The organism is Oribacterium sinus (assembly GCF_963553175.1).
GTDB lineage: Bacteria > Bacillota > Clostridia > Lachnospirales > Lachnospiraceae > Oribacterium > Oribacterium sinus_B.
Window position 1 is genome coordinate 43,079 of record NZ_CAUVME010000012.1, and the last position, 25,405, is coordinate 68,483.

The window sequence follows — 25,405 nt, forward strand, 5'->3', positions numbered from 1 at the left end:
AAAGCATAAGATTTCCCCTTACTTTTCATAAAAAACAAAAGCTATGCTTCTTACCGGATTATCGAACTATTGCAGCAGATCCTTCACAATTTCTCCCCCCATAATTAAACCTACCACAGGAGGAACAAAAGCAACAGATCCGGGGATGGACCGTTTTCCCTTCGCTTTAGGAATCTCCAAATCCGCTCCGGCTTCCTTCGCTTTAGCAATCTCCAAATCCGCTCCACTGTTTTCAGTGTGAGGAAGCTCTGAAACCGTTTGCACTTCTTCCTCTTGTTCTATGGGCTCTATGGGTTTCCTGGGCATTTCTTCGGAATACACCACCTTCAGGCTTTCTATTCCTCTTTTTTTACATTCTCTTCTCATTACCTTGGCCAGAGGACAAATCTTAGTTTCATACAGATCCGCCACCCTAAACCCGGCAGGATTCAGCTTATTGCCTGCTCCCATGGCGGAAATAATCGGCACACCGGCTTCCTTGGCCGCTTCAATCAAAGACAGCTTTGCTGCCACCGTATCCACTGCATCCACCACATAATCATAAGCAGAAAAGTCAAACTGATCTTTGGTTTCCGGTAAATAAAAACAGCGAAAAGCCCGGACTTTACAGTCCGGATTGATGGAATGAATCCTTTCCTCCGCAATCTCCACTTTGGCTCTTCCTACGGTATCCCTTGTGGCAATGATTTGTCTGTTCAAATTACTTAAGCAAACCACATCGTCATCCACCACATCGATTTGTCCGACTCCGCTTCTCACAAGGGACTCTACACAATAGCCTCCCACTCCGCCGATACCAAAAACAATTACCTTGGCTTTACTTAACTTTTCCACTGCCTCAGCTCCAAGCAATCGCTCGGTTCTTGAAAATTGACCTTCCATCCTTACTCCCTAACCCAAAATTTTATTCTGCCTGTAAAAACGACAGTCTGCTCCTGATTTTCCTTCCTAAAGCCAGTGCCAAAAAGACCTTGATGGCATCCGGAAGAATAAAGGGAAGCACGCCTACCGATAATGCCTTACCAAAATCCATAGACAAAACCTTTCCCAACCATAAAGTCCCCAGTAAATAGCAGAGAACAATACCGAAGGCCAAGCCCAGATACTGTTTTACAAAGCTTTTGGAAAAACGCTCCACAGCAAAGCCGCCAAAAAAAGCAAGGAAAATCATGCCGATTAAATAGCCTCCTGTCGGTCCCAGTAGCTTTTCCACACCGGCACCATAATTCGAAAAAACCGGCAAGCCGATGAACCCTAGCAAGAGATATAAAAGGTAAGAAAGCATTCCCAGATTTCTTCCTAGAATCGTTACCGATAAACATACTGCAAAGGTGCCTAAGGAAATCGGCACCGGTCCGATATTAATGGAAATCGGCGATAAGATACAGCATACCGCTGTCATAATAGCCGCTAGACTCATTTGCTTTACAGAAATTGCTTTCATACTTTTCCTTCCCTTCCCTAGAAAATGGATTCATCCTAAATGTTTCTTGCCCTTTTAAACTAGTGCTTTTGCATGAACATACTACTATTTCTTCCGGCTTAACTTACAACTTTTCCATAAACTATCGCCTAGTCCTTCAAAGCTTAGTTTTTCTCACTAAGGAAAGTCAATAAAAACTTTCCTGTGCCTTTTAATGACCACTGTCCCTCTTCCGCAGGGAGGAAATAGCTTTCTCCCTTTTTTACAAAGCACTTGGATTTCTGTCCCTTGGAAGAGTAAGTTTCCTCTTTATATTCCGGAGAACCATCCTGATGCTTTTCCTTAGCATGCTTAGTTTCTACGGTAAGTACCCCTTCTCCCTCCAAAACCAAGAGAGAAAGGAAGCTCTCTTCCGTGAGTTTTCTGCTGTAGAAAGCATTTTCCTCTAAGAAAAGTCTGTCTACTGTAAAATATTCGCAGGAACCGATTCGTTCCAGGTAGACGTTTTTTCCTGCCACCTTTTCTCCTGTCGCGCTTTCTCCTGCCGCCTTTTCTCCTACCGGCTTTTTCCCTTGCTTTTTGAATGCTTCTTGCCTATATGCGGAAAGCTGTTTTCGGTTCATCACCTCTAAAGCCTTCTCCACATGCAGTTCTCTTGTATTTCCCTGGGCATCTTTTCTTCCATAATCGTAAACTCTGTAGGTCAGATTGGAATTTTGCTGTACTTCCGCAAGCAGGATACCTGCTCCGATGGCGTGTACGGTTCCTGCCGGAATGAAAAATACGTCCCCCGGTTCTACCATCACCTTACAAAGAAGAGAAGGAAAGTTGTCCTCCTCTATCGCTCTTCGGATTTCTTCTTCCGTATAGTCTTTTTGAAATCCGAAATACAGGAAAGCGCCTTCCTCTCGTTCCAAGACAATCCACATCTCTGTTTTGCCGTATTGCCCCTCCCGGGATAAAGCAAAGCTGTCATCGGGATGTACCTGGATGGACAAGGCTTTCTTTGCATCAATCAGCTTAATCAGCGTTGGAAAAAAGGGAAAGGCTTTTCCAAAGCTTCCCACTGCCTCAGGATGGCATTTTAGATATTCGGCAAAGCTCTCCCCTTCAGAAGAGCTTTCCTCTTCGGAAAAACTCTCTCCTTCGGAAGATTCCTTTCCTTCGGAACAAACCTCTCCTTCGGAAGGTTCCTTTCCTTCAAAACAAAGCTCTCCTTCAGAAAAACTGATTCGACTGTCTCCATCCGGATGGGCGGAAAGCACCCAAGCTTCCGCAAGGGGAGTCTTAGGAGAGGATATCCCGTATTCCCGGATCAGCTTTTCTCCTCCCCATAAATACTGTTTGCAAGCCGGATGAATTTTCCCTATTGCCATAAACCATTTTCCTTCCTAAGAACTCCTCCCGGATTGGTTCCTTCGTGGATTCCCCTATGGGCTTACTCCCGGATCGGTTCCTTCGTAGAACCCGCTATGGGCTTACTCCAGGATCTGTTCCTTCGTCGAACCCTCTATGGGCTTACTCCCGGGCCGTTGTTACTGTCTCGCTCTCCAAGATAATTTCCCGGTCCCGGACCGCTATAGAAGGGAGAGCCTTCTCCACTTTTACTCTCCAGGGTTTCTTCTTCCTTCTTGGGCAGACTTCTAACACGGCGAATTGCCGCATCCAGCTGCTGACTCAAGCTGTAATAGTCTTCACTGCCGTTCAGTTCCTGCAAACGCTCAATGGCGTCATTAATCAATGCCTCCGTATCTCCGTCTCTATACTCCAAGCTCTGTAAGCCGGTCAAGGCGGATAAGAAGGACTCCCGCTTGGCATTCTTTTGCGCCTTTTCCTCCGCTTCCTTTGCCTTACTTTCCGCTATAGATTCCTGTACTCTGGATTCTTCTTCCTTCTTGGCAATGTAGGCATCAATCTCGTCTTTCCACTTATCCTCAATCACCAGGAATTCTTTTTGCTTTGTAAAGAGTCGCTCCTGATATTCCTTTTTAAATTTTTCATCCGTAACATCATTTAAGGAATCCCGGATTTTTCCGAAAAGAGTTCTGGCGGTAAAGACATCTTCCAGCTTCTGAATCTTCATGGCCTCATAGGTCTTGATGTCCTTCTCTATCTGTGCCTTGGTTTCCTTTTCCGCCTTCTTCTTCCGATTCTCTTCGCCTCTTTGCTTTGCGGTCTTGGAAACGTAGTCTGTAATACCGGACTTTTCATCCGCCTCTTTGACTACAGTATCCGGCACTTCCCAATCCTCCGGCTCCAGATCCTCATGAAGAATATCCATGGTATTTTTCCAGATTTTTCCGGCATAGGTGGCGCCGTAAATTCCCGGCATTTCCACCGGCATATCATGACCTACCCAGATTGCCGCACTGTAATATTTGGTATAGCCGCAAAACCAGGTATCCTTGGAACCGTTACTGGTTCCGGTTTTTCCTGCAGCCGGCATCTTGTTTTTCAGCTGTAAACCGCGACCGGTACCATACTCCGTATTCATGGTTCCCTTCAAAATGTCCGTCATAATAAAGGCGGTATCTTCGCGGAAAACCTGAGTATTCTGGATGGTCTTCTCGTCTGCAACTACGCCGTCCTTATCGGATTCAATCTTGATAATGCAGGTTTTATTACTGTATACGCCTCCATTGGCCAGGGTGGAATAGCCCTTTGCCATATCCACCACACGAAGACCGTTGGTGAAACCTCCGATGGAAACTGCCAAGGCATCGTTATCCTTCACACTGATTCCGGAAAAATGCATTTTCTCCAAATAATCCAAACCGTTCTGAATACCGATACCGTCTAAAATCTGCCATGCTACCGTATTTAAGGAACGGTTGGCAGCCTCTCTCATGGTCACCGCCCCATAGTAGTGGTCACCGGAATTAGAAGGTCCGTCTTCAAATTTATGGTCGTCAATAACGGAAGCCGCATTGTACTCACCCAGATCCAAAGCCGGTGCATAATCCAGCAAAGGCTTAATGGCGGAACCGGGCTGACGATAGCTTAAGTAAGCACGGTTATATTTGTCCTCGGTGCCTCTTCCTCCAACGGTAGCCACCACATAGCCTGTTTTATTGTCAATGATTACGCCGGCACCCTGCATGGAAAGCTTTCCGTTTTCCTGCACCTCCTGGAACTTGGACAGTCCCTTGTCCAGCGTTTCCTGTAAAATGTTTTGGATCTTGGGATCCAGAGAGGTATAGATTTTGTATCCTCCCGCCCGAAGCTCCCGATTGTAAAAATTGTATTGTTCCTCGTACTGATCCTGATAAGCTTCCTTATCTGCCTGGGTTTCAAAATGATAGGTAAAGGGGAATTTATTAACCTCCATCATACGGATGGTAGCCGCATAGAGGGCATAGGAGTTCATATAATCCTCATCCGTACCCTTCTGCACATTTTGGGAAATCTGTAAAGGCTTTCCGATGGCCTCCTCATATTCCGCCTCTGTAATATACCCCACTGTCTCCATAGACTTTAATACCTGATTTCGCTTCTTTAAAGCCAAATCAGGGTGGCGCACCGGTTCATATCGGGAAGGAGCGTTGGAAATCCCCGCCAACATAGCCGCTTCTTCCACCGTTAAGTCCTTTGCAGGCTTTTCGAAGTAATACTGGCTGGCCGCTTCCACACCGTAGCAGTTATTTCCGTAAAAGTTGGTATTACAGTAAATCTCCATAATGTCGGCCTTGCTGTACATCTTCTCCAGCTCTTGCGCCAACATGATTTCTACAATCTTTCTGGTAAAGGTTTTCTCCTGGCTTAGATAGGTATTCTTCACCACCTGTTGGGTAATGGTAGAACCGCCCTGAGTGATTCTTCCCCGATTTTTGACCAGCTGAAAAACCGCACGAAGTGTGGCCTTATAATCCACTCCATGGTGGGTTTTAAAATTTCTATCCTCCTGGGCGATGTAGGCATTTTGCAGATTCGGGGAAATGTCTTCGATTTTATCGTACACAAAATGCCCGGCATTGATGGTACCAAGCTGTTGTCCGTCAGTATCAAACATCACCGTATCCGCTCTCTTGGTTAAATCCTTTAAATTGCTGCCTGCCAGCTTGTCATAGGCAATCCCCCGAAGACGATTCACCTCCGGACGGATAAAAATCACATAGCCCAATACAGAAAGCACAAACAGAAACAAAACACTGCCCAGAAACAGCCTCCGGATAAAGCGAAAGGCAGAGGATTTCTTCTTTCCTCTCTTATGTCCTCTTTCTCCTTCTCTTATCTCTCTTCCCATTCTTGAACCTCATATTCCAACAATATGTCCGTTAACTTAGCAAAAATGTATTTCTTATCCCTTCTATTTCTCTCCGAAATTTTAACAAAAATTCTGTGGAGAATCAGAAAAAATATTGAAAGAACTTCTTAGGATAAGACAAATTTCTCTTAAAATCCTTACTTCTTAGAATAAGACAAATTTCTCCTAAACTCGTTACTTCTCTATCCAAATCCGCCTAAGGAAAATAGCGGATTGCTTCACTTTCGGAAAATCAAAGAAACGGCACAAAGCTCTTTTGAACCCTGTGCCGAAGCCTTATTTCGCATAATCTACTGCTCTTGACTCTCTGATAATGTTTACCTTAATCACGCCGGGATACTGCATCTGCTCCTGAATCTGCTGAGAAATGTTTCTGGCCATAATGGTCATATCGTCATCACTCACTTCTTCCGGAACTACCATAATGCGAACCTCGCGTCCGGCCTGTACCGCAAAGGATTTCTCTACGCCGTGATAGGAGTTGGCAATCTCTTCCAATTCCTTCAAACGGTTGGTATAGGTCTCCAAAGCCTTTCTTCTGGCTCCCGGTCTTGCTGCGGAAATGGCATCCGCTGCGGCCACGATGAAGGAAGTCAAGGATGTGGGCTCCGTTCCGCCGTGGTGAGATGCCACAGCATTGATAACGGGTTCAGGCTCATGGTATTTCTGACAAAGCTCAATACCAAGATCCACATGGGTTCCTTCTACTTCATGGTCAATAGCCTTTCCGATATCATGGAGAAGACCTGCACGCTTAGCCATACGAACATCCAAGCCCAGCTCCTGTGCCAAAAGGCCGGAAATCTGCGCAACCTCTATAGAATGCTGTAAAGCGTTCTGTCCAAAGGATGTACGGAACTTCATTCTTCCCAAAAGGAAAACCAGCTCCGGATGCACACCGTGAACGCCCAGCTCCAGGAGAGTAGACTCTCCCTCTTCCTTAATGCTGTCGTGCACTTCCTTACGACTCTTCTCCACCACCTCTTCAATGCGGGCAGGGTGAATTCTGCCGTCTACAATAAGCTTTTCCAGTGCAATTCTGGCTACTTCTCTACGAATAGGATCGAAGCCGGACAGCACCACCGCCTCCGGTGTATCGTCGATAATCAACTCTACTCCGGTCAGCTGCTCTAAAGTGCGGATATTTCTACCCTCACGTCCGATAATTCTTCCCTTCATCTCATCGTTGGGAAGCTGTACAACGGAAACGGTAGACTCTGTTACCTGGTCTGCCGCGCAACGCTGAATAGCCTCTACGATGTATTCTCTGGCGGTTTTTTCCGCCTCTTCCTTGGCTCTGGCCTCATATTCCCGAATATATAAAGCGGTATCGTGCTTAATGCTTTCCTCTACGGAATGCAGTAATTCCTGTCTGGCCTGATCCTTTGTTAAGCCGGAAACTCTTTCCAGCTCAATCAGCTTCTGACTATGAAGCTGTTCAATTTCCCCTTCCCTGGTCTGTAATCCTTCCTCTTTTCTCTGGAGATCCGATTCCTTCTTCTCTAAGCTTGCCGCTTTCTTCTCGGAGCTTTCTTCCCTTTTCAAAATTCTCTTCTCAAGGTCGGAAATTTCTCTTCTACGATCCTTAATCTCCTTATCCAGCTCATTCTTAGCCTTCAGTGCTTCTTCTTTTGCTTCTAATAATGCTTCTCTCTTCTTGTTCTCCGCAGTGCGAATGGCATCATCAATAATCTCCCTGGACTTCTCCTCAGCTGTTCCTACCTTCCGAGCATAATTGGTTCTTTCTTTATTCTGTCCAAGGATGAACATGATTGCCCCCACCACTGCCGCCACAATTACAATGATGGCGATTCCCAATGGGTTCAATGTCTGTACCTCCTTCACTATTCTTTTGTTAATGTACAAATATGTGAAGCAAAGCAGGGTTGGCCACGCCAAAAATCCCTTGCAAAAATCTCTCTGTTACCATATTCAACCTTTTAACAAGCTTATTTTAAGGGATATAAATACTTGTGTCAATGAGAACTATTTCCCGGACCGGCTTCAAAACATCTCCAGCACCGGCTTCAAAATATCTCCGGTGCCGGCTTCAAAACCATCTCCGGGCAAACTGGATACCTACTGAAATACCGCCAACATTTTCTGAGAGAGACTTTCTCCGATTCCCATAATGTTATTCAGGAATAAAATCTCCTCAATGCCTTTTTCCCGAATCAGGGAAGAAGCATTTCCCTGATAATGCCGGTAGTCCACCACATAAACATCCCGATAATCCTGTGCCAAAAGGGGCACAAAGGCATTTCCGTAGGAATCCTTTAAGACCAAAATGCTCTTCTTCCGGGGAGCCCCTTCATTATGGATTTCCACATAGCCATGATCTCCCAGCATAAAGCAGTTATATTTATTGCCGGGAAGCATTTGGCTGGCATCATTTATCAGCTTTCCTTCCTGAAGATTCCCCTTGCTGTCGGTATATTTCATGGTATTCATGCTTCCCTGATAAGCCGTTACCTGGTCGGGATGCCCCTTCAAACTTTCCGGACGATTCATAAAGAAGTAAAAGGTTCCGTAAAATTCCGGAAAATCCAGCTTTTGATAGTCAGACAAAGGCTTGGTGCTGTAGCCCATACTTTTGCAATATTCCTGATAGGCATAATAAGCTCCAAGCTGAGTCCAGTGATGATCCGTCCGGAAATAGATGTATTCCTTTTTGTGTGCGGAAAGGGCGTCAAAAACATTTACCGTATTGACTCTTTTATCCATCAGGCTATAGCTGTAGGCAATGGCCTGATCCATGCCGGAGGAGGCCAGCTTTTCCTGCACTTTCGGATCCAAGATCACGCCAAAGGAATTGGGCACAATCATGGCGCTAAGCTTCACCTTGGGAAACATGGCCTGCACCGTATTTAATAAAGAAGCGTGGGCACGAACCGCCTTTTCGCTGAAATAAAACAGCTCATAGGCGGAATCTCCGTTCAGATAGAGACTTCCAATCTGTTCGCCTGCTACATTTTCCGCCTTATCCGCCTTTTTAATCTGCAGATTTCCCTCCGCATCCGTTTCAAAATTGCTGTTTTCTTCTTTTCCTTTCGTTGTATCTTGCTTTGCATCGGAGCCTTGCTTTGCTTCCGCATTCTGCTTTGCTTCTGCCTCTTCCTGCTTTCCCTCTATTCCTTTTCCTTCTTCCGGCTGCTTTTTCCCTTCTTTTTTATCCCAGGCTTCCGCCTTTCCCCGGTCTTCCCCATCGGATTCCTTTTCCTCTGCTGCCCCGTTCTGTCCGTCTTCCGCATCCTTCTTTAAAGCGAAGGTCTCCGCCAAAGCGCCTTCCCCTGTGGGAATTTCTTCTTTGACCTGCTCGGCGGCTCCGTAAATCTGCTCTCCCTGCAAGCCATAGAAAGCCTTGGTTTTCGAAGCCAAAAGCATCCACTCCTCTTTTCCCGGATAGCTGTCCTGATACCAGGATGTGATATCCCGGAAATAGCTTCCCGCAAAAAGTCCCTGCAAGGAAAATGCAGGAAACTGCTTCAGTTCTCTTTTTTCCGCATCGGAATATCTCGGTCTTAAGGGGAGAAACACCCCCAGCACAAAAAGACAGCACAAGAGCCCCATCATGGCCAGTGAAAATATCTTGGCATAAGGAAAATCCTTCTTGGGCTTTTCCGGACTCGTCTCTTCCGGACTCGTCGCTTTGGGCGTTTCCACTTCTATAGAAACCTCTTCAATGCTTCCCTCTTCTACGGATTCCTCTTCTGTAGAGCGCTGTTCTGAGGAGCACTCTTCTTTAGTTTTTTCTTCTACGATGTTCTCTTCCGTTAATTTTTCTTCCATAATCTTTTCTTCTGTAATTTGTTCTTCTGTAATTTGTTCTTCTCTTCCCTGATCGTCCATTCCCATCTACTCCCTGTGCAATCCCTGCCTTCTATGCATTTGCCATCCTTTCCTTCTCGTAAGAAAGGAACAGCACTCTTTTAAAATTGATTATACAAAAACGGCATATAGCTCTGCCCTGCCATAAGGGCGAAGGACAAGAGCAAAAAGGCAATCGCCGCCAAAAGCTTTCCCCAGAAATACAACTGCTCCGCATGGTCTAAGAAGAAAATGTTAAGTTTTGTTCTTCTTTGGATTCTTCGAAGAATTTTCTCATGGCGAAGCAAGTCCTCCTGATTTTCCTGACTGAGCTCTGCTTCCATCTTTTCTTCCCTCAAGAGTTCTTCTGATTCTATTTTTGCTTCTGCCTTTACTTCTGATTCTACCCCCTCTTCCGCTTTAGCCTCTGCTTCTACCTCTTCTGCAAGTGAAATAGCTTCTTCCTTTTGTACTTCCGTTTCCCCGGATGTTTCCCCAGGGCGAGGAGCACCTTCCCCGTCCAAGCTAAGCTTTAGCATAGGATATTTTTCTTCAGGAAATAAATCCTTCCTATCGGAAGAAGCAGCAAAAATCGACTCATCTATCGTAGCTTCCGGAACTCCTTTCAAAGCAGCTTCTCCGGCATCTATCGCCGTTACTTCCGGAGTATTTACTAAGGTTTTCGTAGAATCCATCCTTGCTTCCGGAGAATCCGTCCCTGCTTCCGGAGAATCTTCCTCCGCATCCTCCATGCCGTAAAATCCCAGACTTGCTCTTTTCTTCCTTGCCAAACGGGATTTACCCCGGAACAGGAGCTTTTGCCATTCTTCCTCTAAGCTGCTCAAAAGATTACCGGAAAAGAGAATGGCTACAAGCAGCAGAAAAATGTTGCTTTTTACAATCAGCAGGGTTTTTCCGTCCACTAAAGCCAGGCTCTTCGGCAAAGTATGAAGCCAAAGGATATTTTTCAGGCTTTGGAAATCAGAAAAGCGGAAAAGAATCCAGGAAAAATACAAAACCGCCAGGGTATAGACGTGCTGTAAGCATCTCAGAACAATGGAGAAAGCCCCTCCTTCGGATTTGTGAATTCTTTTCCACAGCTTCTTACAGCAAAGCTCCAGCAGGATAAAAACAAAGAAATACAGTCCCCAAAGAATGAAATTTGCCGTGGAGCCGTGCCAGATTCCGGTTAATACCCAAATCAAGAGCAGATTTCTCACTTGCAAAGAGAAGGGAACGCGATTTCCTCCCAGGGGAATATAAACATAGTCCCGGAAAAACATGGATAGTGAAATATGCCAGCGTCTCCAGAAGTCTCGAATGGAACGGGCGCTATAGGGGGCCTGAAAGTTTTCCGGAAGGGTAAAGCCGCAGATTTCCCCGATTCCTATAGCCATATCCGTATAGGCGGAAAAATCCAAAAAAATCTGCAGCATATAGGAAAGACCGGAAAGGAATACTGCCAGAAAGGAAAAGGATGGAGAAGAAGACTGTAGCATAGAAACATTTTTCAGACTGTCCAGGCTAAGAACTTCTACAGAAAGGGAGCCCAGCGCATCCGCCAAAGCCAGCTTTTTCCAAAGGCCGAAGGTAAAACGGAACAGGCCATGGGAAAAGGCTTCATAGGAAAATGCACGATTTTTGATTTCTTCCCGCATTTCCGAATAACGAAGAATCGGCCCCTGAGAAAGCACCGGGAAGGCAAAGGCAAAAAGAGAAAAGGAAAAAATGTCCTGCTCCGCCTCCTTTCCCTGATAGCAATCGTAAAGGTAGGCAATAAAGCGGAAGCTGTAAAAGGAGATGCCAAAGGGCATCCAGCCCTTTACCATTTTCGGTAGGAAGGGCAGAGCTGCACTATACTTAAAAAAAGCCAGCGGCAGGATAATGCCCGCTAAGGATAGGAAAAATATTTTTTTCTTTTTTTCCTCTCCAGCCTTTCCCAAAGCTTTTCCCATAAAAAAAGCAAAAAGGCTAAAGACGCAAAGAAAGGCTACTGCCAAGAGTCCCTGAAAAAGCAAGAAGAAGCAAGATGCCAGGAAAAACACCGCATTTTTCCAAGCAAGTTCCTTCTTCCCGAAATACAAAAGCAAAAACAGGGGGAGAAATCCCGCCACAAAGATCATTTGCGAAAACTGCATATTGCAAACCTTTCCCTTGTCAATTTTCTAAAAATCCGTTATACTCAATGAGCTTCGGGGGCAATGAAGCTTGGGCCCCACGCAATGGGAGATACCGAACCGTGTCAGGATGGGAACATAGCAGCACTAAGGTAAACCTTTCATGTGCCGTGGGTTATCCTGGGTGGAGTTCCCGAAGTTTTTTTATTTAATGCGATACACCTGTAAGGCATTTTCCGTGGTTTTCCGGATAACTTCTTCCTCCGAAACGCCCTTTAATTCCGCCAGGCAGGAAACCACATAACGAAGGTTTCCGGAATGGTTTCTGCTTCCCCGAAGAGGAACCGGACTCATGTAAGGGCAATCCGTTTCCAAAACAATGTGGTTTAGAGGAATCTCCGTAGCCACCTGCTTTAACTTCTTGGCATTGGAAAAAGTCAGTACACCGCCGATTCCCACCATCATACCCAAATCAATAAATTGCTTGGCTACTTCCAAGGGATAGGAAAAGCAATGCACAATTCCCCCATTGACATATCCCTTATGGTCTCTAAGCAAATGGTAGGTGTCCATAGCTGCATCTCGAGAATGGAGCACTACCGGAAGATTTCTTTTCCTGGCCAGCTCCAGCATGGCGATAAAGCAGTCCTTCTGCACCTCCGGGTCCGGATTGAACGCTTGCATCTCCGTGATTTCCCCTTTGGCAAAGGCCTCCGCCTCCTGCTCTTTTTCCACCCTGGAGCGCTTATCTATCCGAAAATAATCCAGTCCTATCTCTCCCATGGCCACCACTTCCTTTTCCTGGCTCAGGGTATAAATCTCAAGCAGCGATTCTTCCGTAAGCTCATCCGCATTTTCCGGATGAAAGCCCACTACTGCATATTTTTGAAGTCCCGGAATAAAAGGCTCTCTCGCTAAACGAATAGCCGCCTTGGAGCTTTCCAGGTTATAACCGATTTCGCAAATCCGGTCTACGCCCTGTTCCGGAAGGGAGCGGAGCAATTCCTCTCTATCAGACCCATAGGATTCATCATTGTAGTGGCAATGGGTATCAAAAATCATCTTCTTCTCCTTTTTGATTTCTGTTTTCCTTACATACTCTATAATCTTTTAATTATTCTTGGCACTTGTTCTTTGCACCGTTCTACGGATAATCTTATGACTATTTCCCGGACAATTCCTACGCCGTAATCTTTGCCCCTAAGTATATCAAAAGATAGAAAAAACCAAGATGCAGGGGGTAATACACGTAGAAGAAACGACTGAGGGAAATTCGTCCCTTTTCTCCATTGTAAAAGGCAATCGGGAGGAAGCTAAATGCTGCAAAGCAGTAGCTTCCATAGGACAGAGCCGCTGACAGCGCAGCCCCTGAAGACAGGCGCAGTGCCTTTTCCTTACGGAAATTATACAGTGCGGCAATCAAGAAAATGCCCAGTGCTCCGTAGTCTGCCCGAATCAGCTCCGCAATGGCGGCGCAGGACAGCACTGCCGCCCATTTGTAGAAAACGTTCTTCCGAAAACGGTGCATTCCCTCCATACATAGCACGCCCAATGCCAGAGTAAAACCGATATTTTGAACGGTAAAATTATAGACCTGATTGAAAAAGGCCAGGTCAAAAGGCACTTCCGAGACTATGCCCATCAAAAGCAGTCTGAAAAAATATTTCTTTCGGTCGTGGCTATGGCGGAAGCCTTCCGTCAGGAGAAAGGCATAAATCGGAAAGGCCAGTCTGCCGATAATGCGAAAGATTCTATAGATTTGGAGCAATCTGTGCCCCTCCTCCGTAGCAATAGCCATCTGATAATACTCCGTGGAATAGCCGTAAAGCTTTCCGTTTAGGATTACGATGGCGGCAAAATGGTCTATAGTCATGGAAATAAGGGCAAGGAGCTTCAGCATAAACGCGGAAACTCCTCCCCCTTTTTTCTTGGTATTCAAAATGGCCTGGTAGTTCGTCATATTATGAAATGCTTGCTCCGGCAGGCATATCCGCCAGGGAAGTCATCAGGGAAAGCTTGCCCTCTTCGTCAATGGCGGAAAGGAGCATTCCTTCGGACTGATAGCCGCAAATCTCTCTGGGAGCCAGGTTGCAAAGCACCATAACCTTCTTGCCCAAGAGATCCTCAGGCTTGTAGCTGGACTTAATGCCGGAAAGAATCTGTCTTACTTCAGATCCTACCTGTACCTTGAACAGCAACAGCTTTTTAGACTTCTTCACTTCCTCCGCATGGATAATCTTTCCGATACGGAAGTCACATTTGTCAAAGTCCTCATAAGCAATCTCTGCTTTAAAAGGAATGTCAATGCCCTTCTCAAGACCTGTTCCGGCCTGTCCTGCAGAACAAGCAGCTATTTTCGCCGCCTTCTTCGCCTCTTCCTTCTTTTCCTCGGCCTGTGCCTTGGCAATCTGAGCCTCGGTAATCTTCTCCACTTCCTTCTCTACTTCTTTCCAATCCTTTCTCTCAAAGAGAGTCTTGGGGTCTGCCACCACCTTGTTACCGGAGGGGTAAAGTCCGAAGTCGGAAAGGGAGGCAAAATCTCTTTCCGTAGTGGAAAGCTGCTCTAAAATCTCCGCTCCTGTGGAAGGCATAAAGCTCTTGAGTAAAGATGCACCGATGACAATGGATTCTGTCAGGTTGTAAAGCACGGTTCTCAAACGATCCGCCTTGCTCTCTTCCTTAGCCAAAACCCATGGCTCCGTCTCATCAATATATTTGTTGGAACGTCTGAAAATCTCAAAAATTGCGGTTAAGGCGTCCGCCACCTTCAGCTCATCCATCTTGGATGCGGCAAGCTTTGCCTGCTCCAAAACGGTGTTCTTCAGATCCTGATCCACCGGCTCTGTCACACCCTTATCTTCCACAATGCCGTCAAAGTACTTATTGCTCATGGAAATGGTACGCTTTACCAGGTTTCCTAAAATGTTGGCAAGCTGGGAATTAAAACGCTCTACCATCAGCTCCCAGGAGATGACACCGTCATTTTCAAAGGGCATCTCATGCATAACGAAGAAACGCACCGCATCCACACCAAAGAGTCTTACCAAATCATCGGCATAGATTACATTTCCTCTGGACTTGGACATCTTGGTTCCCTCATCCGACTTGGCAGTAGCGGTAAGTAACCAGGGGTGTCCGAAAACCTGCTTGGGCAGGGGAACATTTAAGCTCATTAAGAAGATGGGCCAGTAGATGGTATGGAAGCGGACAATATCCTTTCCAATCAAATGCAGGTCCGCAGGCCAGTATTTCTTGAAACGCTCCTGATGCTCTCCGTCCACGTCGTAACCGATACCGGTGATATAGTTGCTTAGGGCATCCAGCCAAACGTAAACTACATTTTTCTCGTCAAAGTCCACCGGGATTCCCCAGGTAAAGGAGGAACGGGACACGCAAAGATCCTGTAAGCCCGGCTTTAAGAAGTTGTTCACCATCTCATTTTTCCGGGAAACCGGCTGAATAAACTCAGGATGGCTTTCAATATGCTCCATTAGACGGTCCGCATACTTGGACATCTTAAAGAAGTAAGCATCCTCACTTGCCTTCTCCACCGCTCTTCCGCAGTCCGGACATTTTCCGTCCACAAGCTGGGAGTCGGTCCAGAAGGACTCGCAGGGGGTACAGTACCAACCCTCGTATTTCCCCTTATAAATGTCCCCGTTCTCGTACATCTTTCGGAACATCTTCTGCACTTGCTTTTCGTGATATTCCTCTGTGGTACGCATGAACTTGTCATAGGAGGTGTCCATCAAATCCCAGATGGTATGGATTTCTCCCACCACCTCATCTACGAATTCCTTGGGAGTCTTTCCCGCATCCTTGGCCTTCCCCTCGATTTTCTGACCATGCTCATCGGTTCCGGTCATAAAAAATACATCGTAGCCCTCGTAACGCTTGAAGCGGGCAATGGCATCAGCCAAAATAATCTCGTAGGTGTTCCCGATATGGGGCTTTCCTGAGGCATAGGCAATGGCGGTGGTAATATAATAAGGCTTTTTTTCCATAGACTCTCCTTTATCTTTTTTATCTTCTTCATCCTGCAAAGAACAGTTTTTTCGACATCTTTACAAGATCCTGAAAACAGGAATTTTCTGCTGTCACTCTATATTCTATAAACATTCCTAGTCTAACATAGATTTTTCACTAGTCAATAAAATGTCGTCAGGAAGGGGAAAGAGCGGGGGTTCCCAGGCGCGCTCCAATAAATTTTGCCATATAAATTGCCCCTCCTCGTTCCACCTAATAGCCTTGAAACAGAGGCACGCTCCCGCTAACTTCACCCTGACTGAGCAGTGGTTTTGTCACCCACTGCTCACTTTGCTTCGCAAAGCAAATTCCTTCGGAAGTTGGTCTGCAACAGGACGACTTTTCTGATGAAAAGTCTGTCCTTGCGGATACTAAGCGAAAAACTGCAGTTCCTTTGTTTTTCGCAAGTACCGGCGGGTTCAGATTGCCTCTTATTTCAAGGCTATTGATGGAACTTCGGATGATGCTCACTTCCTTATTATATCAAGACAAACGGAATGCCGCTCGATCCGTGAACAATACTTGTTAAGAATTATGCAAAAAGAGCGGCGTCGCCTAGGCGAACACCGCTCTTTTTAAAGTATCTTTTATTTAATTTTGTTTATGTCCTTGTGAAAGTCTCCATCCCGGATTATTCTGCAAAATGCTTATTGAGTAGCTCGTCTACGACGGGAACTGTGATGGTGGATTGATTCAGTGCTTTAAAAGCCAGAGCCAGGAATATACAGGTTTTGAAAATGTCAATCGCCTGGGTAATCAAGGACCAAAAAGCGGTAATTGCACGTGTGCCGTCATTGACATTGATAACGGACAAGGCGGTTCCCACCCATTTAAACACATCCGGAACCAAGCCCAAGAGGCTCAGCAGAAAGCTGAAGCAAAGCATCGTTGCTAAAGCCTTCAATGCGGATTTCTTCAGCCAAGCATCCTCTTCCATCAGGAAAATATAGCCCACAGCAAGTAAAATCGCAGTGTAGTTTCCCAGCACCGCCAGAACATAAACGCCGGCAGCCGCTAAGCCTACAGATACTCCTAACTTTGTTTTCATACTCTTCTTTCCTCCATGCCTAACTAAGATGCTTTATAGCACGCAAACAATTAGTTTCCGTTCACTGCGTTGTCAACAGCATCCTCTGCCTTGTTTACGGCCTGTTCTGCTGCGTTCTCCACATGCTCCGCAGCCTGCTTTGCTGCATCCACAGCACCTTCTGCAGCATTCTCCACCTTATCCGCAGCCTGATTTACAGCTTCCTTTGCATCCGCTGCCGCATTCTCTACTGCAGCCTTGCCTTCATTCTTTAAAGCATTCAGCTTTTCCTGAATCTCCGCAATCTTAGCCTGTGCGGCATGAATCTCTTCAATGAAAGCCTTAAATTCCTCGGAAGGAGCATTCTCAAAAACCTCAAAATACTTCTTACCGATTTTGCCGTAAACAGCTGTAATCTTCTTCTCTTCATCATGAATCTGGGAGTTGAACTTAGCAGTATCTGCCATTTCCTTTCCCTTTTGCATTACATCCTGACTTGCATCTGAAAGCTTCTTTCCTAAATCATCAAAAAATCCCATAGCATCCTCCTTATCTGGTCATCGGTGTCATTCTGTAATCTTAGCATGGAGATTCTTAAAGCTCAATGAATTTGTTTCTAAATTTATATTATGCTTACATTTATTATGAATTTATATTAAGCCCGGATATATTCTAAATTTATATTACGCCCGGATTTATTATGAATGTATATTAAACCTCCGGATTTTTTCTGCCCTTTAACCATTGAAGGGTATCACCAATACTTTCCGCTCCCCTTCTCGGAGCGTATCCCAGCTCCTCCTCCGCCTTTTTTCTGCTAAAAAAACCATTGGAATACAGGACGGAAATGGCGTAGGGTGTAAAGAAAAGAGGCTGCTTTCGGATGACACAAACGCCTTCGTACATAGGCGCAATACCCTCCGCTAAAAATCTTGGCAGGAATAAAGGCATTTTCGGAAGAGAAAGCTTTTCCTTTACCATGGACAGAATCTCTTCCATCTTTAAATACTCTCCGGAAAGAATATAGCCTTCACCTATTCGCCCTTTTTCCGCTGCAAGGATAATGCCTTTCGCCACATCCCTCACATCCACAAAGTCATAGCCTCCTCCCACAGCAAGGGGAAGTTTTCCTTCCATAAAGGATAGCAGCATAGAAGTAAAGCTTCCCCTACCGTAATCTCCGGGGCCGATGATTCCGCTGGGGAAAATGATATTTGCCCTTAAACCTTCCTTCATGGCTTCTATTACGGAAGCCGTCGCCATAGCCTTTGTTTTCGCATAAGCCCCTCGTACCGTTTCCGGGGAAAATGCACTTTCCTCCGTGATATACTCCCCTTCCTTCTTTTCAGGGATGGCATGGACGGAGCTAACATAAATCAGCCTTTTCACATTTTTCCGAAGACAATGTCTAAGAATCCGTCTTGTGCCTTCCACATTCACCTGATACAGCTGCTCTCCGGGCTTAGTTGCCACGGAAATAATACCGGCACAATGAAAGACCAGGGAATCGAAATCCGCAGTAGCCAAAAAAGCTTCCACGCTCTCCTCTTCCCGCAGGTCTCCCTTCATCACATGAACCCCCTTCGGGATATAAGAATTCAGCGGATCTCCCTCTTGCACAAGAGCATAAATTTCTTGACAGTGCTCTTGCAATCTCTCCAAAAGAGTCCTCCCCAAAAAACCGCTCCCCCCGGTCACAAAGCATTTGGAAAACATAAAAACTCCCTTCGTAAAATCACGCAAGCCTTACGCCTTCTCTTTAAATATAACAAAAAGAGGGTGTAAAAAACACCATTGGAGCTGATTTTCATCCCATATAGGTCTGAAGCAAGGGGCAATCTGAGCCCGTGGGTACTTGCGAAAAACAAAGGAACTGAAGTTTTTCGCTTAGTACCCTACCCGCTGGGCGAACTTAGCGAGAGCGTGCCCCTGTTTAGACCTATATGGGATGAAAATCTTTCGGTTTTTTACATCCTCTTTATCTTATATTTTAAATTCCGCCACCTGCTTCTCCAGTGCCTTAGCCTCCTGGTTCAGCTCTTCGCTGGCAGCACCGCTTTCCTCTGCAGTTGCGGTATTTCTCTGTACCACATCGGAAATGCTGTTAATGCCTTCTCGTACATCGGATACGGCCTTTGCCTGCTCCTCTGTTGCCTTGGCAATTTCATTTACCAAATCATTGACCTGACCGGAGCCCTTAACCACATGCTGCAGGGAAACTGCTGTATGCTCTGCAAGCTTTGCGCCTTCTTCCACGGCCCGTACGGTTTCTTCAATAAGGGTGGTGGTATCCTTTGCCGCATCGGCGGATTTTTGTGCCAGGTTTCCTACTTCATCCGCTACCACTGCAAAGCCCTTACCGTATGTTCCTGCTCTTGCCGCCTCGATAGCTGCGTTCAAAGCCAAAATGTTGGTCTGGAAGGCGATATCATCAATGGTCTTGATAATCTTGGAAATTTCTCCGGACTTATCGGAAATTTCCTCCATAGCCTTCTGCATCTTCTGCATTTGCTGGTCAGCCTTCTCTACCTCGCCCTGAGTGCTCTGAGCTTCAGCATTGGCAAGCTTGGTATTTTCCGCACTCTTTTCCACATGATCGGAAATTGCACGAATTCTCTCGGACAACTGTTCGATGCTGCCTGCCTGTTCAATGGAGCCCTGACTTAAGGACTGGGCACTGTTTGCCACATTTCCTGCAAACTCGGAAACTCTCTCGGAAGAAGTCTGAATATTACCAATCAAATCGGTAAGCTTTCCGGACAAGGCATTTAAAGCTGCCTTGATGCAAGCAAATTCTCCATTGTATTCATGCTGTAAGGAAATGGAAAGCTCTCCTTCACTCATCTGATTCAATACCTCGGAAATTTCTCCGATGTAAAGCTTATAATTTTTCAACTGTCCGCCCAGGCTCTCCAAGGACTTAGCCAAAGCGCCAATCTCTGTCTGATCCTTTACGGTAATCTTTTCATCCAATGCACCCTGAGACATCTTTTCCACGGACTTGGAAAGCTTCACAATGGGGCGAGCAATACGATTTCCTACCAAAACAGCCAAAACCAGCATAAATGCTGCAAAGAAGACAGAGAAAACCGCAAAAGTCATTTTAAAGTTCTCTAAGCTTCCATAGATTTCATGATAGCTGGGAACCGTCACAATCTTCCATCCATTTTCCAGAGTGGTAAAGCCCATTAAAATGGAGGATTTCCCGCTTCCTTCATGGATAAAACCGTGGTCCTTTTCCTGCATTTCCTTGAAAGCATCGGCATACTTACCGTCTTCAATCTCCTGGAAATTCTCACCATTTTGATACTGGGCATGGTAAAGGATTTTTCCTTCCGCATTGATGAGGAAACTGCTGTCTCCCTCATACTTCTGATTCTTCTTTAGCAAATCATCCAGGTAAGCAAAGTCGAAGTCCACACCGGTTACTCCGTAGTTGTTTCCATTTTTCAGATAGAAGGGAACCACATAGGAAATGATGGTCTTGGAAATGTTGGCATTAAAGTAAGGCTCCATCCAAGTGGCTTTTTTGTTGGCCAAGGGGGTGTAGAACCAGCCTACATGTTCCGTATCACTAGGCTCATAAGCCGCCAAATCTGTAGGGGTAACCGCCTCCAGCTTTCCGTCTCCGTCCGTATCGGTATAAAAGGTACCGGAAGTACCGTAGGTTAATGCCGGATCGTAACGAACATAAGAAGCTACCAGGCCGGGAATATCCTTGGTGCCGTCCACCAAAAGATTATTCATATTGCCCTCAAAGGACTTAAAGTAATCCAAATCCTTTGCCTGAATTCTATCCTGGTCGGGAATATCTGTTACCGCCAATTCGATAACGCCTATTCTGGTTTCAATTTCAGATAAAATAGTATCCACAGCGCTTCCCATCTGCACTGCTGAGGATTCCATAGCCGCATCTCCCTCTCTTGTGCTCTTTTTTTCCATAAACTGCATGAACACAAAACCCAGCAAAATAAAAACTACCAGTATCGGTAGTAAGATGGATAAGATAAGCGTATTCCGTAAAGATTTCATTTTCCCTCCTTGGTAAGTTTCTTTCTAATACTTCCATGCCACAAAAAGAAAGAACATTTATAATAATTCTATAAATGGTATCGGCGGAGGGGATTGTAGGTATAAGGGATTTTTAAGACAAAATAGTGTAAGTTTGAAAAACGAGAAAGACTATTAAAAAAGAAGGGATTGTAAAAAAATCAAAACAATTTTCTAAGCAATATAGGTCTGAAATGGGGGGCACGCTCCCGCTAACCTCGCCCTGCGCAGTGAAGGACTGCACTTGTTATAAGAAAGTGCTCTGATGCAGTGTAGGTCTATAAATGGGGCACGCTCTCGCTAGCCTCGCCTCGTAGCGGTACTAACTTCAAGCTTCGCTTCACTCGCTTTCAGTAAGTACCGACGGGCTCAGACTACCCCTATTATAGACCTACACTGCATTATTCGCTTCAATTATTGATTTTTACAGTCCTTCACTTCGCCGGTCTTTCGCAAGTATCCAGCTCATACTGCCCCTCATTCAGACCTATATTACCGAAAATTCTTTATTGTTTTGATTTTTTTACAATCCCTTATTTTAAAACCAGTCTTCCGTGCAAAGCACGGAAGACTGGTTTTATGGTATAAATTACTTTCTGTTGAATGCGCCGAATCCGGGATAGCATGCTGCTGCACCAAGCTCCTCTTCGATACGAAGAAGCTGGTTGTACTTTGCCACTCTCTCGGAACGGGAAGGAGCACCGGTCTTGATCTGGCAGGTATTCAGTGCTACCGCAAGGTCAGCGATGGTGGTATCCTCTGTCTCTCCGGAACGGTGAGAAGAAATAGCGGTGTATCCTGCCTTGTGAGCCATCTTGATGGCCTCTAAGGTCTCGGATACGGAACCGATCTGGTTTAACTTAATCAGAATGGAGTTTCCGCATCCTAACTTAATTCCCTTGGAAAGTCTCTCGGTATTGGTTACGAAAAGGTCATCACCAACGAGCTGAACCTTGTCTCCAAGCTCCTTGGTCATCTTCTCCCAACCTTCCCAGTCTTCCTCGTCCAGACCGTCTTCGATGGAGTAGATAGGATACTTCTCCACTAAGGACTTCCAGTGAGCAATCAGCTCATCAGAGGTGAAATCCTTACCGGACTTTGGCTGATGGTAGAAGCCCTTACCCTTTTCGCTCTTCCACTCGGAGGAAGCTGCATCCATAGCCAGAACGAAATCCTTACCGGGCTCGTAGCCTGCTGCCTTGATAGCCTTTAAGATGTGCTCAATGGTATCTTCATCGGAAGCTAAGTTTGGTGCGAAACCACCCTCATCTCCTACTGCAGTAGTATTTCCCTCATCCTTTAAGATCTTCTGTAAAGCATGGAACACCTCGGTACACCAACGAAGTCCCTCACGGAAGGAAGGAGCGCCTGCAGGCATAATCATGAACTCCTGTGTATCTACGGAGTTGGTAGCGTGTGCTCCACCGTTTAAGATGTTCATCATAGGAACCGGAAGACGGTTTCCGTTTGCTCCGCCTAAGAAACGGTAAAGAGGAATGTCTAAAGCGTTTGCTGCAGCCTTGCAGGTTGCGATAGAAACAGCAAGGATTGCGTTAGCACCCAGCTTGGACTTGTCCTTGGTTCCATCAGCCTCGATCATAGCCTGATCTACAGCATAAATGTCCATAGGATCCATTCCCAGTAAAACGTCGTTGATGATGGTGTTGATGTTCTCAACAGCCTTAGCAACACCCTTTCCACCGAAACGAGACTTGTCTCCGTCTCTTAACTCTAATGCTTCGAATTCTCCTGTGGATGCACCGGAAGGAGCAGTTCCTCTTCCGATAGTTCCGTCAGACAGCATAACCTCTGCCTCAACAGTTGGATTTCCTCTGGAGTCAATAATCTCTCTTCCAATGACCTTCTCAATCTCTAAGTAGCTCATCTTACCCTCTCTTTCTCTTGCAAGCCTATGGCTTTGCCAGAAACCAATTTTAAGATTCCTTTAAGAATCTATAGATTAAATCGCAATCCTTATACTAATAGATTGGGCATATCGTGTCAAGAAAGAACTACTGTTTCTCCCGATAATGCCCCCTAAGAAGCCTAAGTTTTTAAAAATAAAAAATCACTCTTTCTTCAATAGAAAAAACGAACTATTTTCCGGGGAAAATCCCTCGAAGCACTCTGGGATTTCCGGCAAGATCCGGAAAAACTTCCACCGCTTCATATCCTTCTTTTTGGAAAATGTCTTTTACGCTCTCTCCTTGGTCGTAGCCGATTTCCAGGTAAAGCCTTGCTCCCGGAAGCAAAACCGCCTTTGCCTCCTTGGCAATCCGGCGATAAAAGACCAGTCCGTCCTCCCCCCCGTCCAAGGCCATCTTAGGCTCATACTCCGAAACCTCCCGATCCAAGCCGGGAATCACCCTGCTGACGATATAGGGAGGATTGGAGAGCAGTAGGGAAAATTTCTTTCCCTGCACCCCCGTCAATAAGTCACTTTGCAAGAGCGTAACATTTTCCCCTAAATGCTTTTCCGCATTTTTCTTGGCCACCGCCAAAGCCTTTTCCGAAAGATCCACCAAAAGCAGTTCCTGATAGGGCAAATGCTTTGCCACAGAAATCCCGATGCAACCGCTGCCTGTGCATAGATCCAAAATATTTAAGGAAGAAGATCCGGCCTGCTTCGCCAAGTCTGCATAGTCTTCCAAGACCAGGTCCACCAAACACTCTGTATCTGCCCGAGGAATCAGTATATCTTCATTGACAAAAAAATCCAGTCCGTAGAAGCTTTGTCTTCCCAGAATTTGCGCCAAGGGAATCCGTCTTCTCCGCTTTTCAAAGTTTTCAAAAAAGGAATGAAGTTTTCCCAATATTTCCGTTTGTTCAATGCCGGCTGCTTCCACTTTTTCCCTGTCCGCCTTGCATAAGAGCTCCTGCTTTCTAAGAAGATAGCCGGCGGTAATCAGAGAAAAGCTTTCCTGTAAAAGGAGGCGGACTTCCAATGCCGCCTCCTCTTCTTCTACTCCGGCTTCCATAAGGAGCTTCTTCCCCGTTGTTTCTATTTTTTGCAAGCTTGCTTCCTTAAATTTTGGAAAGCCAAGATCTTCCCAGGAAGCCGTCCAATCTTCCATCACGCCTCCCTTTCCTCGGAAACCGTCTGCCCGGAAATCATATTTTCCGAAACCGCATTCCCCGAAGCCGGTTTTGAAGCCGTCTGCTCTGAATTCGCATTCCCCGAAACCGCCTGCTCGGAAATCGAACTTTCCGAAACCGCCTGCTCGGAAACTACCTTCTCCGGAAAGGCCTTCTTCTGAAAGGCTTTCCAGTCAAAGACCCGCTCCACCGCCGCAATAGCCACTTCCACCTCGTCCCGCTCCGGCTCCTTGGTGGTTAAGCCCTGCATCCACATACCGGGAATAAAGAGCAAGCGGGTAAGAGGGTTGTCCACCATTCCCACCAGACGGAGCACCTCATAGCTGATGCCCGCAATCACCGGAATCAAAAGAAGACGAGACAGTATCTTTAAATAGAGGCTGTCAAAATGCAAAAACATAAAGAGGAAGATGGAAATCATCATCACATAGACGATAAAGCTGGTACCGCAACGTTTATGCTCCTTGGAGGAAGCCATCACATTGTCCACGGTTAAGTCCAGTCCATGCTCCACACAGTTAATGCATTTGTGCTCCGCCCCATGGTATTCAAAGGTCCTGCGAATATCCTTAGCCCGGGAAATAAGCTTGATATACAAAACAAAAATCAAAATACGAAGTAAGCCCTCCAAGAAGGCCAGAGCCGATTCAATAGGAAGAAATTTCTTCACAAAGCTTAGCAAAATGGTGGGCAAAGCCACAAAAATAAACAGAGCCATAGCAAAGGAAAAGACCATCACTAAGGCGGAAAGCACCTGCTCCACCTTCTCTCCGAAAAGCTTATCCAAAAACTGCTCCAACTTTCCCGGCTCGCTTCCCTCATCATCCTCATAAAAGCTGGCACTATGGCTAAGGCACTTCATCCCCAGTGCCATAGAATCGTAAAAGGATAAAATTCCCCGTAAAAAAGGAAGGCGGAAGAAAGGGTATTTGTCCGTTAAAGACAGATACTCTCCCTGTATCACATCAATACTGCCGTCCGGCTTTCGTACCGCAACGGAATAGTCCTCCTTATTCTTCATCATAATGCCTTCGATCACTGCCTGACCGCCGATACCGCTATATACCTGTTTTTCCAAAATTCTTCCTTTCCAAAGCTCTTACTATCCGGCTATACAAAAAGATTTCTATTCTTTCTTTTCTATTTTGAAGATGATTTCCAAACTCCAAGCATTTTCAAAACACACAGAAGTTTCAACGGGAAATAAACCAATTATCTTTCCGGAATAGGAAGAATTATACTAAAGTACCGGCCTTTGAACAATCGTTCCCAAGAAAGTATCACGCTTTTTTCATAAAGATTAACAAAAAAACAGGGCCGAGGCCCTGCTTTTTACTGCTGCTGCATTCCAAACTTCTTATTGAACTTATCGATTCTACCCTTAGCGGATGCCAGCTTCTGGTTTCCTGTGTAGAACGGATGACACTTGGAACAGATTTCCACGTGAATTTCCGGCTTTGTGGACCCTGTTACAAATGTGTTTCCACAGTTACATGTTACGGTTGCCTGGTGATAAGTTGGATGAATACCTTCTCTCATTTTCTCCCTCTTTCTGCATGATTGCCAACCATGCGGTTCGTCTATCCCTCTTGGGG

The 25,405-nt window shown here is 45.8% G+C and carries 18 protein-coding genes and 1 other RNA gene; 1 reads left to right on the plus strand and 18 read right to left on the minus strand.

The genetic code is table 11. The annotated features are described in order from the left end of the window. Positions 1 to 66: 66 nt before the first annotated feature. The 7 genes from RYO92_RS04970 to RYO92_RS05000 form a co-directional block, all read right to left on the minus strand. The gene (locus RYO92_RS04970) at positions 67 to 882 is read right to left on the minus strand and encodes a tRNA threonylcarbamoyladenosine dehydratase (protein WP_315369665.1); all 816 of its coding nucleotides are present in this window, start codon (positions 880 to 882) and stop codon (positions 67 to 69) included. A 22-nt stretch (positions 883 to 904) separates the two neighbouring features. Continuing rightward, positions 905 to 1,444 carry a biotin transporter BioY gene (locus RYO92_RS04975; RefSeq protein WP_315369667.1) on the minus strand — a complete coding sequence of 180 codons (540 nt, stop codon included), beginning with the start codon at positions 1,442 to 1,444 and terminating at the stop codon, positions 905 to 907. A 143-nt stretch (positions 1,445 to 1,587) separates the two neighbouring features. Then, the gene (locus tag RYO92_RS04980; protein WP_315369668.1) at positions 1,588 to 2,799 is read right to left on the minus strand and encodes a type I phosphomannose isomerase catalytic subunit; all 1,212 of its coding nucleotides are present in this window, start codon (positions 2,797 to 2,799) and stop codon (positions 1,588 to 1,590) included. 134 nt (positions 2,800 to 2,933) lie between these two features. Continuing rightward, positions 2,934 to 5,666, minus strand: a complete 2,733-nt coding sequence (locus tag RYO92_RS04985; protein ID WP_315369669.1) for a transglycosylase domain-containing protein — start codon at positions 5,664 to 5,666, stop codon at positions 2,934 to 2,936. Positions 5,667 to 5,963: 297 nt separating this feature from the next. Next, positions 5,964 to 7,514 carry a ribonuclease Y gene (rny, locus tag RYO92_RS04990; protein WP_304069283.1) on the minus strand — a complete coding sequence of 517 codons (1,551 nt, stop codon included), beginning with the start codon at positions 7,512 to 7,514 and terminating at the stop codon, positions 5,964 to 5,966. A 252-nt stretch (positions 7,515 to 7,766) separates the two neighbouring features. Continuing rightward, positions 7,767 to 9,536, minus strand: coding sequence for a DHHW family protein (locus RYO92_RS04995; RefSeq protein WP_315369670.1), 1,770 nt, complete (start codon positions 9,534 to 9,536; stop codon positions 7,767 to 7,769). Between the two features lie 80 nt (positions 9,537 to 9,616). Then, positions 9,617 to 11,632 (minus strand): MBOAT family O-acyltransferase, encoded by a 2,016-nt coding sequence (locus RYO92_RS05000; RefSeq protein WP_315369672.1) that lies wholly within the window; start codon positions 11,630 to 11,632, stop codon positions 9,617 to 9,619. 68 nt (positions 11,633 to 11,700) lie between these two features. On the opposite strand from RYO92_RS05000, the gene ffs reads away from it, so the two are divergent. Next, an RNA gene (gene ffs / locus RYO92_RS05005) (signal recognition particle sRNA small type) lies at positions 11,701 to 11,800 on the plus strand. Positions 11,801 to 11,815: 15 nt separating this feature from the next. On the opposite strand, the gene RYO92_RS05010 is transcribed toward ffs, so the two are convergent. The 11 genes from RYO92_RS05010 to rpmE all read right to left on the minus strand — a co-directional run bounded on the left by RYO92_RS05010 (position 11,816) and on the right by rpmE (position 25,349). Then, positions 11,816 to 12,673: a TatD family hydrolase gene (locus RYO92_RS05010; protein ID WP_315369673.1), complete on the minus strand. Its 858-nt coding sequence runs from the start codon at positions 12,671 to 12,673 to the stop codon at positions 11,816 to 11,818. 118 nt (positions 12,674 to 12,791) lie between these two features. Continuing rightward, the gene (locus RYO92_RS05015; protein ID WP_315369674.1) at positions 12,792 to 13,571 is read right to left on the minus strand and encodes a TraX family protein; all 780 of its coding nucleotides are present in this window, start codon (positions 13,569 to 13,571) and stop codon (positions 12,792 to 12,794) included. A 1-nt stretch (position 13,572) separates the two neighbouring features. Continuing rightward, positions 13,573 to 15,615 carry a methionine--tRNA ligase gene (gene metG / locus RYO92_RS05020; RefSeq protein WP_315369675.1) on the minus strand — a complete coding sequence of 681 codons (2,043 nt, stop codon included), beginning with the start codon at positions 15,613 to 15,615 and terminating at the stop codon, positions 13,573 to 13,575. A gap of 653 nt (positions 15,616 to 16,268) precedes the next feature. Next, the gene (locus tag RYO92_RS05025; protein WP_308579342.1) at positions 16,269 to 16,685 is read right to left on the minus strand and encodes a hypothetical protein; all 417 of its coding nucleotides are present in this window, start codon (positions 16,683 to 16,685) and stop codon (positions 16,269 to 16,271) included. Between the two features lie 50 nt (positions 16,686 to 16,735). Then, positions 16,736 to 17,203 (minus strand): hypothetical protein, encoded by a 468-nt coding sequence (locus RYO92_RS05030; RefSeq protein WP_304069298.1) that lies wholly within the window; start codon positions 17,201 to 17,203, stop codon positions 16,736 to 16,738. A gap of 172 nt (positions 17,204 to 17,375) precedes the next feature. Then, positions 17,376 to 18,380 (minus strand): NAD-dependent epimerase/dehydratase family protein, encoded by a 1,005-nt coding sequence (locus RYO92_RS05035; protein WP_315369676.1) that lies wholly within the window; start codon positions 18,378 to 18,380, stop codon positions 17,376 to 17,378. Positions 18,381 to 18,647: 267 nt separating this feature from the next. After that, complete coding sequence (locus RYO92_RS05040; protein ID WP_315369677.1) at positions 18,648 to 20,696, minus strand: methyl-accepting chemotaxis protein; 2,049 nt, start codon at positions 20,694 to 20,696, stop codon at positions 18,648 to 18,650. A 607-nt stretch (positions 20,697 to 21,303) separates the two neighbouring features. Next, entirely contained in the window at positions 21,304 to 22,599 is a 1,296-nt protein-coding gene (eno, locus tag RYO92_RS05045; RefSeq protein ID WP_007157719.1) for a phosphopyruvate hydratase, read from the minus strand. A 211-nt stretch (positions 22,600 to 22,810) separates the two neighbouring features. Further along, a complete protein-coding gene (gene prmC, locus RYO92_RS05050; RefSeq protein WP_315369678.1) occupies positions 22,811 to 23,788 on the minus strand; it encodes a peptide chain release factor N(5)-glutamine methyltransferase in 978 nt (325 codons plus the stop codon). Next, positions 23,788 to 24,888 (minus strand): DUF1385 domain-containing protein, encoded by a 1,101-nt coding sequence (locus tag RYO92_RS05055; RefSeq protein ID WP_315369679.1) that lies wholly within the window; start codon positions 24,886 to 24,888, stop codon positions 23,788 to 23,790. The genes prmC and RYO92_RS05055 overlap by 1 nt, the downstream gene beginning before the upstream one ends. A 254-nt stretch (positions 24,889 to 25,142) precedes the next feature. Then, a complete protein-coding gene (gene rpmE / locus RYO92_RS05060; RefSeq protein ID WP_040649303.1) occupies positions 25,143 to 25,349 on the minus strand; it encodes a 50S ribosomal protein L31 in 207 nt (68 codons plus the stop codon). Between the last annotated feature and the right edge of the window lie 56 nt (positions 25,350 to 25,405).

Excerpts from the sequence above, each read along its gene's own strand:
- RYO92_RS05015 (WP_315369674.1), bottom strand. The coding sequence starts at position 13,571 with ATGACGAACTACCAGGCCATTTTGAATACCAAGAAAAAAGGGGGAGGA.
- eno (WP_007157719.1), bottom strand. The coding sequence starts at position 22,599 with ATGAGCTACTTAGAGATTGAGAAGGTCATTGGAAGAGAGATTATTGAC.
- RYO92_RS05000 (WP_315369672.1), bottom strand. The coding sequence starts at position 11,632 with ATGCAGTTTTCGCAAATGATCTTTGTGGCGGGATTTCTCCCCCTGTTT.
- RYO92_RS04970 (WP_315369665.1), bottom strand. The coding sequence starts at position 882 with ATGGAAGGTCAATTTTCAAGAACCGAGCGATTGCTTGGAGCTGAGGCA.
- RYO92_RS04995 (WP_315369670.1), bottom strand. The coding sequence starts at position 9,536 with ATGGACGATCAGGGAAGAGAAGAACAAATTACAGAAGAACAAATTACA.
- RYO92_RS04980 (WP_315369668.1), bottom strand. The coding sequence starts at position 2,799 with ATGGCAATAGGGAAAATTCATCCGGCTTGCAAACAGTATTTATGGGGA.
- RYO92_RS05030 (WP_304069298.1), bottom strand. The coding sequence starts at position 17,203 with ATGGGATTTTTTGATGATTTAGGAAAGAAGCTTTCAGATGCAAGTCAG.
- rpmE (WP_040649303.1), bottom strand. The coding sequence starts at position 25,349 with ATGAGAGAAGGTATTCATCCAACTTATCACCAGGCAACCGTAACATGT.
- RYO92_RS04985 (WP_315369669.1), bottom strand. The coding sequence starts at position 5,666 with ATGGGAAGAGAGATAAGAGAAGGAGAAAGAGGACATAAGAGAGGAAAG.
- RYO92_RS05035 (WP_315369676.1), bottom strand. The coding sequence starts at position 18,380 with ATGTTTTCCAAATGCTTTGTGACCGGGGGGAGCGGTTTTTTGGGGAGG.
- RYO92_RS05010 (WP_315369673.1), bottom strand. The coding sequence starts at position 12,673 with ATGATTTTTGATACCCATTGCCACTACAATGATGAATCCTATGGGTCT.
- RYO92_RS05040 (WP_315369677.1), bottom strand. The coding sequence starts at position 20,696 with ATGAAATCTTTACGGAATACGCTTATCTTATCCATCTTACTACCGATA.
- RYO92_RS04975 (WP_315369667.1), bottom strand. The coding sequence starts at position 1,444 with ATGAAAGCAATTTCTGTAAAGCAAATGAGTCTAGCGGCTATTATGACA.
- metG (WP_315369675.1), bottom strand. The coding sequence starts at position 15,615 with ATGGAAAAAAAGCCTTATTATATTACCACCGCCATTGCCTATGCCTCA.
- prmC (WP_315369678.1), bottom strand. The coding sequence starts at position 23,788 with ATGGAAGATTGGACGGCTTCCTGGGAAGATCTTGGCTTTCCAAAATTT.
- RYO92_RS05025 (WP_308579342.1), bottom strand. The coding sequence starts at position 16,685 with ATGAAAACAAAGTTAGGAGTATCTGTAGGCTTAGCGGCTGCCGGCGTT.